The 14,544-nt window shown below is 69.7% G+C and carries 11 protein-coding genes, 1 tRNA gene and 1 pseudogene; 5 read left to right on the top strand and 8 right to left on the bottom strand.

All coding sequences use genetic code 11. The features are described 5' to 3' along the window. The first annotated feature begins 51 nt into the window (after positions 1–51). Genes AC1RAD_RS24880 through AC1RAD_RS24870 form a run of 3 tightly spaced genes read left to right on the top strand, consistent with a single transcriptional unit; the run spans position 52 to position 3,809 of the window. Positions 52–1,179 carry an FAD-dependent monooxygenase gene (locus AC1RAD_RS24880; RefSeq protein ID WP_492737776.1) on the top strand — a complete coding sequence of 376 codons (1,128 nt, stop codon included), beginning with the start codon at positions 52–54 and terminating at the stop codon, positions 1,177–1,179. A 46-nt stretch (positions 1,180–1,225) separates the two neighbouring features. Next, positions 1,226–1,945 (top strand): DsbC family protein, encoded by a 720-nt coding sequence (locus tag AC1RAD_RS24875; RefSeq protein WP_492737774.1) that lies wholly within the window; start codon positions 1,226–1,228, stop codon positions 1,943–1,945. A 4-nt stretch (positions 1,946–1,949) separates the two neighbouring features. Continuing rightward, on the top strand, positions 1,950–3,809 hold the full coding sequence (locus AC1RAD_RS24870) for a M61 family metallopeptidase (protein ID WP_492737772.1): 1,860 nt from the start codon (positions 1,950–1,952) through the stop codon (positions 3,807–3,809). Positions 3,810–3,819: 10 nt separating this feature from the next. Here the strand turns inward: AC1RAD_RS24870 and AC1RAD_RS24865 are convergent, their stop codons facing one another. Then, on the bottom strand, positions 3,820–4,428 hold the full coding sequence (locus AC1RAD_RS24865) for a DUF2325 domain-containing protein (protein WP_492737770.1): 609 nt from the start codon (positions 4,426–4,428) through the stop codon (positions 3,820–3,822). 133 nt (positions 4,429–4,561) lie between these two features. Here AC1RAD_RS24865 and AC1RAD_RS24860 point away from each other — a divergent pair, with 133 nt between their 5' ends. Further along, positions 4,562–5,341, top strand: a complete 780-nt coding sequence (locus AC1RAD_RS24860; protein WP_062481985.1) for an enoyl-CoA hydratase — start codon at positions 4,562–4,564, stop codon at positions 5,339–5,341. A 45-nt stretch (positions 5,342–5,386) separates the two neighbouring features. Here AC1RAD_RS24860 and AC1RAD_RS24855 read toward each other — a convergent pair whose 3' ends face one another. Next, positions 5,387–6,628 carry a hypothetical protein gene (locus AC1RAD_RS24855; RefSeq protein ID WP_492737768.1) on the bottom strand — a complete coding sequence of 414 codons (1,242 nt, stop codon included), beginning with the start codon at positions 6,626–6,628 and terminating at the stop codon, positions 5,387–5,389. After that, positions 6,625–7,299 carry a sigma-70 family RNA polymerase sigma factor gene (locus AC1RAD_RS24850; protein ID WP_095948024.1) on the bottom strand — a complete coding sequence of 225 codons (675 nt, stop codon included), beginning with the start codon at positions 7,297–7,299 and terminating at the stop codon, positions 6,625–6,627. Before AC1RAD_RS24850 ends, AC1RAD_RS24855 begins: the two co-directional genes overlap by 4 nt. 167 nt (positions 7,300–7,466) lie before the next feature. On the opposite strand from AC1RAD_RS24850, the gene AC1RAD_RS24845 reads away from it, so the two are divergent. Continuing rightward, positions 7,467–7,543 (top strand) — tRNA-Met (locus AC1RAD_RS24845). Between the two features lie 71 nt (positions 7,544–7,614). Here the strand turns inward: AC1RAD_RS24845 and AC1RAD_RS24840 are convergent. From AC1RAD_RS24840 to dmpG, 5 genes and pseudogenes are all read right to left on the bottom strand, one after another. Further along, positions 7,615–8,346, bottom strand: coding sequence for a hypothetical protein (locus AC1RAD_RS24840; protein WP_492737766.1), 732 nt, complete (start codon positions 8,344–8,346; stop codon positions 7,615–7,617). A gap of 282 nt (positions 8,347–8,628) precedes the next feature. Then, positions 8,629–12,183, bottom strand: a complete 3,555-nt coding sequence (locus AC1RAD_RS24835; RefSeq protein ID WP_492737764.1) for an Ig-like domain-containing protein — start codon at positions 12,181–12,183, stop codon at positions 8,629–8,631. A 264-nt stretch (positions 12,184–12,447) separates the two neighbouring features. Continuing rightward, positions 12,448–12,645: pseudogene (gene thmT / locus AC1RAD_RS24830) on the bottom strand (2-hydroxymuconate tautomerase); the annotation flags it as partial. A 33-nt stretch (positions 12,646–12,678) separates the two neighbouring features. Further along, the gene (gene dmpH, locus AC1RAD_RS24825) at positions 12,679–13,467 is read right to left on the bottom strand and encodes a 2-oxo-3-hexenedioate decarboxylase (protein WP_492737762.1); all 789 of its coding nucleotides are present in this window, start codon (positions 13,465–13,467) and stop codon (positions 12,679–12,681) included. Continuing rightward, positions 13,464–14,537 carry a 4-hydroxy-2-oxovalerate aldolase gene (gene dmpG / locus AC1RAD_RS24820; protein ID WP_492737760.1) on the bottom strand — a complete coding sequence of 358 codons (1,074 nt, stop codon included), beginning with the start codon at positions 14,535–14,537 and terminating at the stop codon, positions 13,464–13,466. The genes dmpH and dmpG overlap by 4 nt, the downstream gene beginning before the upstream one ends. Positions 14,538–14,544: the final 7 nt, after the last annotated feature.

Raw genomic sequence — 14,544 nt, 5'->3', positions numbered from 1 at the left:
GCATGAACGGGTATCGGCGCCCGCGCGCGAGGCAACTCCTACAATCATCCGATGGCTCTTTCTCCCGAAGTTTGTATCCGCGGCGCCGGCATCGTCGGCCGCACGCTGGCGCTGCTGCTGGCGCGCGAACGCGTGCGTGTCGCGCTGGTGGCGCCGCCGGCCCCTGCGGGCAAGGAAGACATCCGGGCGTACGCGCTCAACGCGGCGTCCCGCACCCTGCTCGAATCGCTGCGCGCCTGGCCCGACACGGCCCATGCCACGCCGGTGCACGAGATGCAGGTGCATGGCGACGACGGCGGCCGCGTGCAGTTCAGCGCCGCGCGTCAGAAGGTCGAGGCGCTGGCCTGGATCGTCGACGTGCCCGCGCTCGAGCAGCAACTGGCCGACGCGGTGCGCTTCCAGCCCCTGATCGACGTGGTGACCGAGCCCGTGGCCGCGCCGCTCACGGTGGTGTGCGAAGGCAAGGCCAGCGCCTCGCGCGCGGCGCTGGGCGTGAGCTACGAGGTCACGCGCTACCCACAACACGCCATTGCCGCGCGGTTCGAGGCCGCGCACACGCACGACGGCATCGCACGCCAGTGGTTCAACGACCGCGGCGAGGTGTTCGCCCTGCTGCCGCTGGGCGGCGTGCACGGCAAGACGCTGGCGCTGGTGTGGTCGGTCGACCAGCTGCGCGTGCCCGAGCTGGTCGCGCAAGGCGTCGACGCATTCAGCGCCGCCGTGAGCGAGGCCAGCCACGGCGAGCTGGGCTCGCTGCGGCTCACGAGCGAACGCGCCGTGTGGCCGCTGTCGCGCGCCATCGCCGACCGCTGGTCGGGCGCGATGCCGGGCCAGCCCACCCAGTCCTGGGTGCTCGCGGGCGACGCCGCGCACACGGTGCATCCGCTGGCGGGCCAGGGCCTGAACCTCGGCCTGGCCGATGCGGCCGCGCTGGCCGACGTGATCCGCACCCGCGACTACTGGCGCAGCGTGGGCGACGCCCGGCTGCTGCGCCGCTACGAACGCGCCCGCCGCGCCGACGTGCTGCAGATGAGCCTGGCCACCGACGGATTGCAGCAACTTTTCTCGCACAACCTGGGTCCACTTCCTGCGTTGCGCAACTGGGGCATGCGCGGTTTCGACCGCACGCGCTTCGTGAAGCACTGGATCACCGCACAAGCCATGGGCCTGAAGGCCTGACGCCCCGCGCCCACCAGCCCTCCACCTTTTTCCCGAAACCTTCCCGATGACCTTCGCCCGCCACCTTCTCGTTGCCGCCTGCGCGCTGCTCACGCTCTCCACCGCCGGCGCGGGCGAGGCCGAGATCCGCAAGAACCTGCCGACGCACATCCCGCAGCTGCCGCCCATCGAGGAAGTCACCAAGACGCCCGTGCCGGGCCTGTACGAAGTGCGCGTCAACGGCAGCCAGATCCTGTACACCGACGAGCAAGGCGGCTACCTGCTGCAGGGCAGCCTGATCGACGCCAAGACCCGCCGCAACCTCACCGAAGAGCGCGTCGAGAAGCTCACCGCCGTCGCCTTCGACAAGCTGCCGCTGAAAGACGCCATCAAGATCGTGCGCGGCAACGGCAAGCGCAAGGTCGCGGTCTTCGAAGACCCGAACTGCGGCTACTGCAAGCGCTTCGAGAAGGACATGAAGAAGGTCGACAACGTGACCGTCTACATGTTCCTGTACCCCGTGCTCGGCCCCGATTCGACCGCCAAGTCGCGCGACATCTGGTGCAGCAAGGACCCGGGCAAGGCCTGGGCCGACTGGATGGAAGGCAACGTCAAGCCCGCCGCCGCAGCCACCAGCTGCAACGTGACGGCGCTGGAGCGCAACGTGGAGTTCGGCCGCAAGTACAACATCACCGGCACGCCCACGCTGATCTTCACCGACGGCAGCCGAGTCCCCGGCGCAATTCCCGCCGAACAGGTCGAGAAGCAGCTCGCCGCCGCCAACTGATCCGATGGCGACGACTTCCGCTTCCCGGCGCGCAGCCGCGGCTGCAACCGCCGCGCCCGCTGTGCATTGCCGCGTCGAGTGCGCCGACCTGCATGCGCGCCTGTTCGCCGTCACGCTGACCATCGCCGCGCCCGCCGCGCAGCAGCGCGTGGCGCTGCCGGTGTGGATTCCGGGCAGCTACCTCGTGCGCGAGTTCGCCAAGAACCTGCAGGGCCTGCGCGCCACGCAGGGCCGCCGCAAGCCGGTGCTGACGCAGCTCGACAAGTGCAGCTGGCAGATCGACTGCGTGCCGGGCCAGCCGCTGGTGCTGCATTACCAGGTGTGCGCCTACGACAACTCGGTGCGCACCGCCTGGCTCGATGCCACGCGCGGCTTCTTCAACGGCACCAGCGTCTGCCTGCGTATCGAGGGCCAGACCGACGCGCCGCATGCGCTGGAGATCGTTCCGCCCGCGCTGCCGGCCGAAGCCGCGCGCTGGTCGTGCGCCACCGCGCTCGTGCCGACGAAGGCCGACAAGCACGGCTTCGGCAGCTACCGCGCCGCCGGCTACGACGAGCTGGCCGACAGCCCGGTCGAGATGGGCGCCTTCTGGAGCGCCGAGTTCGACGCCTGCGGCGTGCCGCACCGCTTCGTGATCGCGGGCGCCGCGGCCTCGTTCGACGGCGAGCGTCTCATTGCCGACACCAAGGCCATCTGCGAAGCCGAGATCCGCTTCTGGCACGGCGACAAGGCCGGCAAGCGCGGCGGGCCGAAGCTGCCGATCGACCGCTACGTGTTCATGCTCAACGCGGTGGACGACGGCTACGGTGGGCTCGAGCATCGCCATTCCACCGCGCTCATCTGCAACCGCCGCGACCTGCCGCTGCGCGGCGAAAAGAAGAAGCAGCCCGAGGGCTACACCACGCTGCTGGGCCTCATCAGCCACGAGTACTTCCACACCTGGAACGTCAAGCGCATGCGCCCGGCGGAGTTCGCGAGCTACGACTACAGCCGCGAGAACTACACGCAGCTGCTGTGGTTCTTCGAGGGCTTCACGAGCTACTACGACGACCTGCTGCTGCGCCGCGCCGGCCGCATCGACGACGCGGCGTACCTGCGCCTGCTCAACAAGACCATCAACCAGGTGCTGCAGACGCCCGGCCGGCTCGTGCAGCCGGTGGCCGACGCGAGCTTCGACGCCTGGGTCAAGTACTACCGCCAGGACGAGCAGACGCCCAACAGCACCGTCAGCTACTACACCAAGGGTGCGCTGGTGGCGCTGTGCTTCGACCTCACGCTGCGCCAGGAAGGCAAGGGCACGCTCGACGACGTGATGCGCCACCTCTGGACGCAAGGCAACGGCGGCCCGATCAGCGAGGCCGACATTGCCGCCGCGCTCGAAGCCGTGGGCGGACGCTCGTACGCCCCCGAGCTCGCGCGCTGGGTGCATTCGACCGACGAACTCCCGCTGGCCGATTTGCTGCGCGCGCACGGCGTGGCCACGCTCGACGACCCCTCGCAACCCGCGCAGGCGCTCGGCCTGCGCGTGGCCGAAACCGGCGGCAGCGTGCAGATCAAGGTGGTGCTGCGCGGCGGCGCCGCCGAAAAGGCCGGCTTCTCGGCCAACGACGAATGGATCGGCATCGAGCTGCCGGCCGTCGGTGGTCGCGGCAAGGGCACGTCGCAACCCGCGCAGGCCTGGCGCCTCACGAAGCTCGACGACCTGGCGCTGTACCTCGGCGATGCCACCAAGTGCACCGCCCTCGTCGCGCGCGACCGCCGGCTGCTGCGCCTGCCGCTCACGCTGCCGACAGGCTCGACCACGTGGCGGTTGTTCTCGCACGACGCGGCCAAGATCACGGCCTGGCTCGCCGCCAAGCCTTGATTTCTTCCGTTCAGGCCGGGTGATCGACGGCCGCCGCCAGCGGCGGCCGCACGAACAGCATCGGCTGCGGCTCGCCCACCAGCACGCAGGGCTTGCCGGTGCGGCGGCAGTGGTCCTGCACGCGCCAGTAGGCGCCGTGGCTCACGCAGCCGGTCTGGCAGATCACGAGGTCGGCGGCGCGCAGGCCCGCCTCGAGCGCCGCGGGGTCGTCGGCCTCGTCGCCGCCGTCGTGGTGCAGGTAATGGCCACCGGCAATCTCCACGAGCTGGCGCGCCAGCGAAGGCGCCTCGGGCGTCGCTTCCGAACGGCCCACGCACAGCACCGACTTGGCCCGCAGGTCGGCCGGCACCTGCGGCCCCGGCGGCAAGGCATGGTGACGTCGGCCGCCCGGCGCCAGCAGCGCATGCAGGCGCTGGGGCAAGGCGCTGCCCCTGGCCGCGCGGGCCGCCAGTTCCTCGCGCACGATGGCAATCGCCGAGTCGCGCGCCACCAGCGCACCGCGCAGCCGCACGATCTGCGCCTCGAGCCGCTCGACCCGGGCGGCCTGCTCCACCAGCAGGCGCGAGCAACGCTCCTGCACCCGGGCATAGGCCCGCAGCAACACGGCATGTTCTTGCATCGGGAAGTCCATGGCGGCCATTCTAGATGAGAACAATTCTCAAATGAAACACCCGCGCGTCAGCGGGCCCGAAGCCTGGCTGGGTATAGTGGGACGCGTTTTTTTCCCCACCTCCCCCGGAGACAGCGACACCATGAGCTACGAAAACATCGACGTGCGGACCGAAGCAGGCAAGGTCGGCATCATCACCCTCAACCGCCCCAAGGCCCTCAATGCGCTGAACGACGCGCTGATGACCGAGCTGGGCCAGGCGCTCAAGGCCTTCGACGCCGACGACGCCATCGGCTGCATCATCCTCACGGGCAGCGAGCGCGCCTTCGCGGCCGGCGCCGACATCGCGGCGATGGCCAAGTACAGCTTCATCGACACCTACAAGGGCGACTACATCACGCGCAACTGGGAAACCATCCGCTCGATCCGCAAGCCCGTCATCGCGGCCGTGAGCGGCTTCGCGCTGGGCGGCGGCTGCGAACTCGCGATGATGTGCGACTTCATCATCGCGGCCGACAACGCCAAGTTCGGCCAGCCAGAGATCAAGATCGGCGTGATCCCCGGCGCCGGCGGCACGCAGCGCCTGCCGCGCGCGGTGGGCAAGAGCAAGGCCATGGACATGGCGCTCACCGCCCGCATGATGGACGCCGCCGAAGCCGAGCGCGCGGGCCTCGTGAGCCGCGTGGTGCCTTTTGAAAAGCTGGCCGACGAAGCGCTGGGCGCTGCGCTGATCATCGCGGGCTTCTCGCAGATCGCCGTGATGGCGGCCAAGGAATCGGTCAACCGCGCCTTCGAGAGCGGCCTGAGCGACGGCGTGATGTTCGAACGCCGCCTGTTCCACGCGCTGTTCGCCACGCAGGACCAGAAGGAAGGCATGGACGCGTTCCTGGCCAAGCGCCAGCCGGACTTCAAGAACGCCTGATCCGCCGGATCGTCGCGGGCCCGGCGGCCGCAGCAGCGGTTGCCGTCAGCGGGCTCGCGACACCGCCGTGCGCAGCGCCTCGAGTGCCTGCGCCGGCGGCGTGCCGATGAAAGCGGGGCCGCCCGGCTGCGGCGTCCACCGCACCTGGTCGCCTGCGATCTCGAGCACGGCCAGCAACGCGCCGTCGCGTCGCAGTTCGATCCGCGCCTCGACCGGCGCACCCAACTCCCCGCCCGACACGGTGGCCGCGCGCGCCACGGTGTTCACCAGCGCCGCGAGGCCTTCGGTGTCGCCGCGCGCCTGGCGCGTGGTGGTGCCGGCGCGCGTGATGTCGAGGGCGGTCCAGCGGTCCAGTGCCGTGAAGCCGCCGCTCACCACGGCTTCGGTGGCCGCGCGCGGCGCCGCCTTGGCGGCGGCCGACGGAGCCGGCGCGGCTTGCACGGGAGCGGCCCGACGCTGCGCGCCGGCGACATTCGCGCTGGCACCGCCTTGCGCGGCAAGCGACGGGGCCGTGTCTGCGGACTCGCGCTGCATCGGCGCTGGCGCTGCAGGCGCTACAGGTGCTACGGCCGGCGCCGGCGGTGCGGCTGCGTAGGGCATCGGACTCTGGCCGACATCGGCCATGGGCGGCGCGGCCGGCATGGGCGCGGACGCGATGGCCGGTGCGGCGGGTGCAGGCACGGGCGCCGGGGCTTGCACCACCGGGGCCGCGGGCGCCGCCTTTTCCATCGTCCGTGCTTCGTCCTTCTGGACCGACGCCGCCGCCGCAGGGGCTTCGCGCCGCCGCGATGCTTCACGCGCTTCCTGCGTCTCGCGCTGCTTCAGGGTTTCTTTCGCATCGCGCGCCGCTTCGCTGCGCTGCACTGCGGGCGGTGTCATGTCCGCCGTTGCGGCCGGTTCAGCGGCTGGCGCAGGCGCAGGCGCAGGCGGTGCCGATGCTGGCGCGGGCGCCCCGGCCACTTGCGCCTCGCCATCGAGCCGCGCGTCGGGCACCGGCTCGCGATGCCACAGCACGGTGACGAAGGTCGCCACGAGCACGGTCGCGAAGGCCGCGTTCCATGGCATGCGCGAGCGGGGACTGCCACCGCCGAGCAGGCGTCGCCACCACGGCGCGGCCTGAACCGCAGGGCCGGCCGCCGGCGCGGAGGCCGCGGCGAGGTTGTGCGCCATCTTCAGGATCGCCTCGCGCGTGTGGGCCGCGGGCACGGCGTCGCGGTCGGGCGCGTGATCCAGCGCGCGACGCAGCCGCGCGTCGTGCAGGTCGTCGTCGTCCATGCCGGTGCTCATGCCCGCTGCTCCAGCACCGACAGGTAGCGTTCCATGCAGCCGCGCAGCTTCTGCAGCCCGTAGCGCAGGCGGCTGCGCACGGTCTCGAAGCCGATCTCCAACCGGGCCGCGAGCGCGTCGACGGTGAGGCCGTCTTCATGGTGCAAGAGAAAAGCCGCGCGTTGCTCGGCCGGCAGTTCGTCCAGACAGGTCAGCAGCCGGCGCCCGGCGGCGCGCCAGAACGCCAGCTCTTCGGCCGAGGGATGCGCCGACAAGTCGGTGGCCCCGTGCACGCCGCGGTCAAGCGCGGGCACGGCGTCGCCATCGTCGTCGGTCGCATGGCCATCGAGCGTCACCTCGCGCCCACTCACGCGCAGGCGGTCCATCGCGAGGTTGTGCGCGATGGTGAAGGCCCAGGTGCGCCAGGTGGCGCCCTGCGGCGAGAAGCTGTCGCGCGCCGAGATGATCCGCACCCAGGTGTCCTGGAACACCTCGTCGGCCTGCGCGGCCAGCCGCGCGCCGAGCAGGCGCTTGACGAAGCGGAACAGGCCGCCTTCGTGGCGCGCATAAAGCACGTCGAAGGCGGCGGCATCGCCGTGGGCGTAGGCCAGCATCAACTGATCGTCGGGCATGGCGTCGCGCTCGGTGGCGGTGCGGGCAGCAGCAGAAGGGGCGCGTGGCAGCGCAGACATCGCAGGATTGTCACCCGAGCTTGTACGGCGCACGGAGGCGATCGGGGTTAGGTCGAAACGCGATCCGACGCATTCGATCGCAGAAAAATCGACCTGAAAACGCCGGGAGTTGAACTGGGCCCAAAGCCTGGGCTATAATTTTGGGCTCGGTGCTGAATTGCACTGACGGCTCTTTAGCTCAGTCGGTTAGAGCGATGGAATCATAATCCACAGGTCCGCGGTTCGAGTCCGTGAAGAGCCACCAACACAGCCTCCCCGCCCCGGCGGAATGGCTCAAAAAGCCCTAAGTTTTCAACGACTTAGGGCTTTTTTCGTTCAGGCCTGCAATGGGGTCTCACCCACCGGCACCCGGTCCAGCCGGAACGCCTCGGGCTCGCAGTGCACCAGGCGCCAGCCGTGCGCGCCGTGCAACTGCAGTTCGTCCACCACGTCCGTCAGCGTGCCGATGAGTTCGTTGCCCCAGAACCTGCGCGCGCCGCGCACGGGGTTGAGCATTTGCCGCAGCCGCGGAATCGACAGCACGCGCTCCGCGTTGAAGAAGAACTCCAGCGCCAGGTCGAAGGTGACCGGGTCGACGCGCTGCGTGCGGCCCGGGAAGCTCACGCTGCGGTCCATCGGCTGGAAGCTGTAGGCGCCCCACACGAGCGGCGTTGGCATCGCGCACGCCAGGCCGCGCGTTCGCAGCGACAGCAGGATGGTGCGGTAGAAGTCGTCGAACGCCGGTGCCGCTACGGGCGGGCGCCCCCGCAGGTGCCGCGTGGGCGCGGGCGCCTCCTGCGCCAGTGGAACGACCTTCGTCCCCATCAACGACAGCACGTCCGGCGCCTCCTCGCTCGCTGCCTCGGGCACGTCGGCCAGGAACAGCAGGTTCAGGCGGTCGCCCAGCGTCGCCAGTTCGTCGATGCTGGTGAAGACCAGCGGCGCCACGCCCAGTGCGCGCAGCACGCGCCGCGCGTACTCGCGCTCGCGCAGCGCATGGCCGAGCACGCCGATGCGTCGGGCGGGGCGCGCCAGGGGCTCCGAAGGTGCGGCGAAGAAGCGGCTCATGCGGGAGCCCCTTCACAGTCCGCTGCGGCAACAACATGCCCGAGGCAATGCGTTCGGGGGCTCGGGCCGCGGTTCGCGACCCCGGTGATCAGGACCGGCATGGGTGCTCGAAATTCTCAAAAGAATGAATGAAGCCGCGTCCGCTGCGCCCGCGCTTCATGCCGCATGCGATGCGGCACAAGGCAGCGGGCCCACTGAGGCAACCCGGCGCTCACCCATCCTAGGAAGGCCCGCACGGCCCGTACATAGGACTGTTCCGAAAAGCCCCGCCTTTCGCGCCCCTCAGAGCACCTTTGCGCCGCGCAGCCAGTCCAGCAGCATGGCCGAGTCGGCGCGCATGCGCAGGTCGGCGGCCTCGGCGTCGAAGCGCGTCGTCACCTGGGCCGACTGGTTGTTGTAGTGATCGCTCTCGGCCGTGAGCACGTCCAGCAGCGTGCGCTTGCCCAGGTGGTACCACTGCTCGTAGAAGATCTTGCGCACGCGGTCGGTTTCCTGGATCAGCTCGGTGTATTCGCCGGCCCGGCTGGCCGCCGCGTCGCGCTGCTCGGCGGACGTGCGCAGCCGGTAGGCCAGGTCGCGCGCCGAGGCCTCGGCCTTTTCCTCGCCGGCCGCCGCGCGCTCGAAGGCCGCGCGTTCCGACGCCCGCCCCGAGCCGCCCTGGAACGCGTTCCACTGCAGCGACAGGCCCGTGGACCACGGCTGCTTGTTGCCCGCCGAATCTTCCTGCGTGCTCTTGCCGACCACCCAGTTCAGCTGCGGCAGGCGCCCGGCCTTCACCGACTCCGCATACAGGCCCGCGGCCTTCGCCTCGGCCCGCGCCTGCTGCATGGCCGGATGCTCGGCGCCCGCAATCAAGGCGTCCTGCAGCGCGACCGGGCGGATCTCCCATGCCAGGTCGGCCGGCCACTGCACCTCTTCGCCGACCAGCTTCACGAGGTTCACCTGCACCTCGCGCAGCTTGGCCACGATGGCGTCGCGGCCGGTCACGGCCTGCAGGCGGCGTGCGCGTGCCTGCGTGAGTTCGCTGGCGCGGCCACGGTCGCTCTGCACGATCTGGCTCAGCATGTCGACCAGCTCTTCCATGCGCTTCACATAGCCCTGGCTGGCCTCGAGCGCCGCCTGGTGGCGCCGCTGTTCGAGCAGCGCCGACACGGTGTCGTACGCGATCTTCTGGCGGACCTGCTGCGCCGCCTGGTAGGCCGCCTTCGAGGTCTCGGTGCGGCTGTCGATGGTGGCGCTCAGGCGACCCCAGTCGTACACCGGCGTGGTGATCGCGAGGTTGCCCGCCGCGCTACGCGTGCCGCTGTTGGCGCCGCCGCCGAAGGTCGCGGAAGGCGACGACACGCCCACCTGCACCTGCGGCCAACGCTGGCCCTTGGCCTGGTCGATGCCGGCTTGGTCGACCACCTCGGTGGTGAAGGCGTGGTCGCCACTGAGCAGCGGGTCGGTGGGCGTGAAGCTCCAGTTGCCGTTCTCGTCCACCGGCGCTTCGCCGATCTTGGTGCCGTTGTCGTACACGTTCACGGTGGCGCCCGGCTCGGCCTTGCCGCTGAAGGTGGGACGGTCGTCGTCGGTGGTTTCGCCGTCCTTCAGCGGACCCTGCTTGCCGCCCACGTCGTCGGTGACGACGAGGTCGGTGACCTGGCCCGGCGGCGTGGCGTCGACCACGAAGTTCCAGATGCCGGTGGCGTCGCTGGTCTGGCCCACGGGGTTGGTGGCCGTGGCGGTGATGTTGTGCGTGCCGTCGGCCAGGTCGGCTTCAGGCGTGATGCTCCACTTGCCGTTGGCGTCGGCCACGGTCTGGCCCAGCAGCTTCGTGCCGTCGTAGACCTTGATGGTGTTGCCCGCTTGCGCGGTGCCGATGATGGTCGGCCGGGCGTCGTCGGTGACCTGGCCCTTCTGCAGCATGCCCGTTTGCGGGCCCACGTCGTCCTGCACGTTCTGGATCACCGGCACGCTCGGCGGCACGCTGTCCAGGATCACGGTGTAGGGCGCGGTGGGCGCGGTGTGGTTGCCCGTGGGGTCCATCTCGATGGCGGTGAACTCGTTCTTGCCTTGCAGCAGCGGCGTGCTCACTTGCAGCGTCCACTTGCCGTCGGCCTCCACGATCGCGCGGCCGAGCTCGCGGCTGCCCGTGCTGTCCTTGACGGTCACGATGATGGTGTCGCCGGCCGTGCCGGTGCCGCTGAGCAGCGGACGGCTGTCGTCGGTCTTGCCGCCCGAGGCCACGTTGCCCGTGACTTCGCCCACGTCGTCGGCCACGCCCGTGATGGCCAGCTTGCTGGCATCGGGCGGGGTCACGTCGATCTCGAAATCGAAGGGGTCGGAGGGCTTGCTCTCGTTGCCGGCCGGGTCGCGCGCGATGACGGTGATGGAGTGGTCGCCCTCCTTCAGGTCGGTCGAGGGCGTGAAGATCCAGGCGCCGTTCTCGTCCACTTCGGTGGTGCCGATCACGGTGTCACCGTCCTTGATGACGATGGTGTCGCCCGGCGTGCCTTCGCCATGGAACTCGGGCTGGCGGTCGTCGGTGACGCCGCCCGGGGTGATGGGGCCCTGGTACTCGCCCATGTTGTCGTTGGCGCCGCCCACCTGGGGCTGCGCGGGCGGGGTGATGTCGACGACGAAATCGAACGGGTCGGAGGGCTCGCTCTCGTTGCCCGCGGGGTCGCGCTCGACGATGGTGATGGAGTGCTCGCCCTCGCTCAGGTCGGTCGGCGGCGTGAAGGTCCACACGCCGTCCTCATCCACTTCGACGCGGCCGATTTCCTTGCCGTGGTCCTGCACGATGATGGTGTCGCCCGGGGTGCCCTGGCCGTTGAACTCGGGACGCTGGTCGTCCGTCGCGCCGCCCGGGGGCACGCGGCCCTTGATGGGGCCCACGTCGTCGATGACGGCGCCGGGGCCTTCGCTGCTGCCGCCGTCCCACTCGGGCTTGGGCGGCGGGGTGGTGTCGACGGCGAACTCGAACGGGTCCGAAGGCTCGCCTTCACGGCCGGCCGGATCGCTCTCGGTGATGGTGATGGAATGGTTGCCCTCGCTCAGGTCCTTCGGTGGCGTGAAGTGCCACGCGCCGTTGCCGTCCACGAGGGTCTTGCCGATTTCTTTGCCGTTGTCGTACATGGTGATGGTATTGCCGGGGGTGCCGGTTCCGAAAAAATCAGGTCGCGTGTCGTCGGTCTGGCCGCCGGGTTGGATCTGGCCCTTGATGGGGCCGACGTCGTCGTAGGCACCGCCGATGCCGTCGAAGCCGGGCTTGCCGGGGGGACGCACGTCGGGCGGAGGCATCACGGGCGGAAGGCTCGGCGCGGTATCACCGTCGCTGCCGCTGGCCGCGGCGATCGCGCCGAGGCCGAGCACAGCCAGGCCACCGGTCATCAGCAGGGGCAGCATGCCGCCGAAGAAATCGTTGCCACCGGCCGCTTCGGTGCCGGCCAGGTACGGCGCGCCGGACCCGTACGAATCACCGCCCAGCGCCACGGGCGCCGACTGGCCTTCGGCCAGCGCGTAGATGTCGCCCGCGCCATCGGTGCGCGCATACGCATACAGCTGGCCGTCTTCGGCCACGCCGTACAGGCCCACGGGTTCCGATTGCGCGTAGTAGCCCTCGAGCACCAGGCCCGGGCTCGTCTCGCCTTCGAGCGTGATCTGCAGGTCGTTGCCCACGCGCGTGAGCGTCACGTTCTCGGGCGCGAAACCGTCGTCGCCCTTGAGCAGGTATTTCGCGCCCTTCTGGACCTTGATGCGGACCGGCGCCTTGCCGTTGGTTGCCGCTTCCACCGTGTGATCGATGTTCCTGCCGTTGCTGTTGACGACGACCTTCGTCTTCTTGGTTGCCATGAGATTCCTAGTGCTTGCTGAATGAAAAACGGGACCGCAGCGGCACGCGCACGCGCGGCGCCAGCTCATACGGTTTGTTGACCGATGACTTTAGGAAGACGGTCCCGTTCCATCCATCGGACGAGTCCGAAAGCGGGGGCGGCAGACATAGGCTCAGGGCGAAACTGTGAACAAAGCCCCCAGGAGTTCGTACAAAGCACAAGGCCCTCGCGAGTCAGCGACTCGCAAGGGCCTTGAAGAAGACAGCGCCGCAGCGCGAAGCGGTCAGCGTCCGAGGTCTTTGGCGGACACGCCGCCGATGCCCCAGTTTTCCTTGGGCATGTCGTGCAGCCACACGCGCACGTTCTCCTTCGGCGCGTCGACGGCCTCGACGATGGCGCGCGTCACTTTCTCGATCAGCGCGCGCTTCTGTTCTTCGGTGCGGCCTTCGATGAGGTAGATCTGTGCAAAGGGCATTCGTGTACTCCTGCTGTGTGCTTCAGTGGTTGATGCAGATCAGACGAAGCGCAGGCCCACGCTGCCCATGCCCTGCACCTTCAGCGTGACGGCATCGCCGGCCTGCACGGCCACGGCCTCGGTGATGCCGCCCGAAAGAATCAGCGTGCCCGCCGGAATCTCCTCGCCGCGCGCGCCCAGGTGGTTGGCCAGCATCGCAATCGCCGCGGCCGGGTGGCCGAGCACGGCGGCGCCCGCGCCGAAGGCCACGGGCTGGCCGTTCTTCTCCAGCACGATGCCGACGGTGCGCAGGTCGACCTCGCTCGCGGACACGGCGCGACCGCCCACCACGAAGCGCGAGGCCGAGGTGTTGTCGGCCACCACGCTCTTGAGGTCGAACTTGAAGTCGCGGTAGCGGCTGTCGATCACCTCGATGCCCGGCAGCACGAAGTCGGTGGCCGCGAGCACGGCGCCGATGTGGCAGCCCGGGCCGCTGAGCGCGCGCTTGGTGACGAACGCGATCTCGGGCTCGACCTTCGGGTGGATGAGCTCGCTCACCTTGCATTCGCCGCCTTCGGGCAACGCGTAGTTGTCGGCCATGAAGCCGAAGACCGGCGTGGTCACGCCCATCTGCTTCATCTTGGCGTGCGAGGTGAGCCCGGCCTTCAGCCCGATGATGCGGTGGCCGCGCGCGAGCTTGCGGCGGCGGATCTCGTTCTGGATGGCGTAGGCATCGTCCCAGTCCATCTCGGGATGTTCGTCGGTGATCTTGGGCGTGTCGCGCGCTTCCAGCTCGCAGGTCTCCAGGTGCTCGGCGAGCGCGGCGATGGTGTTCTTGTCGAGCTTCATGCCGCCACTCCTTCCTGTTGCTGCTGCACAGCCTGGCGTGCGCGGGCCAGCGTGATGGCCGTGTCTTCGATCATGTCTTCCTGCCCGCCGACCATGCCGCGCCGCCCCAGCTCCACCAGGATCTCGCGCGCGGGCACGCCGTATTTCTTCTCGGCGCGCTTGGCGAACAGCAGGAAGCTCGAATACACGCCCGCGTAGCCCAGCGTGAGCGAGTCGCGGTCGACGCGGATCATGTGGTCCATGATCGGCACGACGCGGTCCTCGGCCACGTCCTGGATGCGGAACACATCGACACCGGTCTCGATGCCCATGCGGTCGCACACCGCCACGAACACCTCCATCGGCGTGTTGCCCGCGCCCGCGCCCAGGCCTGCGGCGGCAGCGTCGATGCGGTTGGCGCCGGCCGCAACGGCCGCGACCGAATTGGCCACGCCCATCGCGAGGTTGTGATGGCCATGAAAGCCCAGCTCGGTGTCGGCCTTGAGCGCCGCGCGCACCGCGCCGATGCGCGCCGTGACATCGTCCGGCAGCATGTGGCCGGCCGAGTCGGTCACGTAGATGCAGTTGGCGCCGTAGCCTTCCATGAGCAGCGCCTGGCGCACCAGCGTCTCGGGCGAGGCCATGTGGGCCATCATGAGAAAGCCCACCGTGTCCATGCCGAGCCGGCGCGCCATCGTGATGTGCTGCTCGGACACGTCGGCCTCGGTGCAGTGCGTGGCCACGCGCACGGTGTGCACGCCCAGGCCGTGCGCCATGCGCAGATGGTCCACGGTGCCGATGCCGGGAATCAAGAGCGCCGACACCTTGGCCTGCTTCATCAGCGGGATCACGGCGCCCAGATACGCCTCGTCGGAATGCGCGGGAAAGCCGTAGTTGACCGAGCTGCCCCCCAGGCCGTCGCCGTGCGTCACCTCGATCAGCGGCACGCCCGCTTCGTCGAGCCCGCTGGCGATGTGCGTCATCTGTTCGAGCGTCATCAGGTGGCGCTTGGGGTGCATGCCGTCGCGCAGCGTCATGTCGTGCAGGGTGACGCGGCGGCCCTGCAGGTGGGTGTTGGTGGAGGTGGTCATGGGGGTG

The sequence above is a fragment of the Variovorax sp. GW823-FHT04B03 genome (assembly GCF_058796495.1).
Note: the sequence above shows the minus strand (reverse complement) of the source record. Positions and strands in the feature narration are given on the sequence as shown.

Excerpts from the sequence above, each read along its gene's own strand:
- AC1RAD_RS24880 (WP_492737776.1), top strand. The coding sequence starts at position 52 with ATGGCTCTTTCTCCCGAAGTTTGTATCCGCGGCGCCGGCATCGTCGGC.
- AC1RAD_RS24875 (WP_492737774.1), top strand. The coding sequence starts at position 1,226 with ATGACCTTCGCCCGCCACCTTCTCGTTGCCGCCTGCGCGCTGCTCACG.
- AC1RAD_RS24870 (WP_492737772.1), top strand. The coding sequence starts at position 1,950 with ATGGCGACGACTTCCGCTTCCCGGCGCGCAGCCGCGGCTGCAACCGCC.
- AC1RAD_RS24865 (WP_492737770.1), bottom strand. The coding sequence starts at position 4,428 with ATGCAAGAACATGCCGTGTTGCTGCGGGCCTATGCCCGGGTGCAGGAG.
- AC1RAD_RS24860 (WP_062481985.1), top strand. The coding sequence starts at position 4,562 with ATGAGCTACGAAAACATCGACGTGCGGACCGAAGCAGGCAAGGTCGGC.
- AC1RAD_RS24855 (WP_492737768.1), bottom strand. The coding sequence starts at position 6,628 with ATGAGCACCGGCATGGACGACGACGACCTGCACGACGCGCGGCTGCGT.
- AC1RAD_RS24850 (WP_095948024.1), bottom strand. The coding sequence starts at position 7,299 with ATGTCTGCGCTGCCACGCGCCCCTTCTGCTGCTGCCCGCACCGCCACC.
- AC1RAD_RS24840 (WP_492737766.1), bottom strand. The coding sequence starts at position 8,346 with ATGAGCCGCTTCTTCGCCGCACCTTCGGAGCCCCTGGCGCGCCCCGCC.
- AC1RAD_RS24835 (WP_492737764.1), bottom strand. The coding sequence starts at position 12,183 with ATGGCAACCAAGAAGACGAAGGTCGTCGTCAACAGCAACGGCAGGAAC.
- dmpH (WP_492737762.1), bottom strand. The coding sequence starts at position 13,467 with ATGAAGCTCGACAAGAACACCATCGCCGCGCTCGCCGAGCACCTGGAG.
- dmpG (WP_492737760.1), bottom strand. The coding sequence starts at position 14,537 with ATGACCACCTCCACCAACACCCACCTGCAGGGCCGCCGCGTCACCCTG.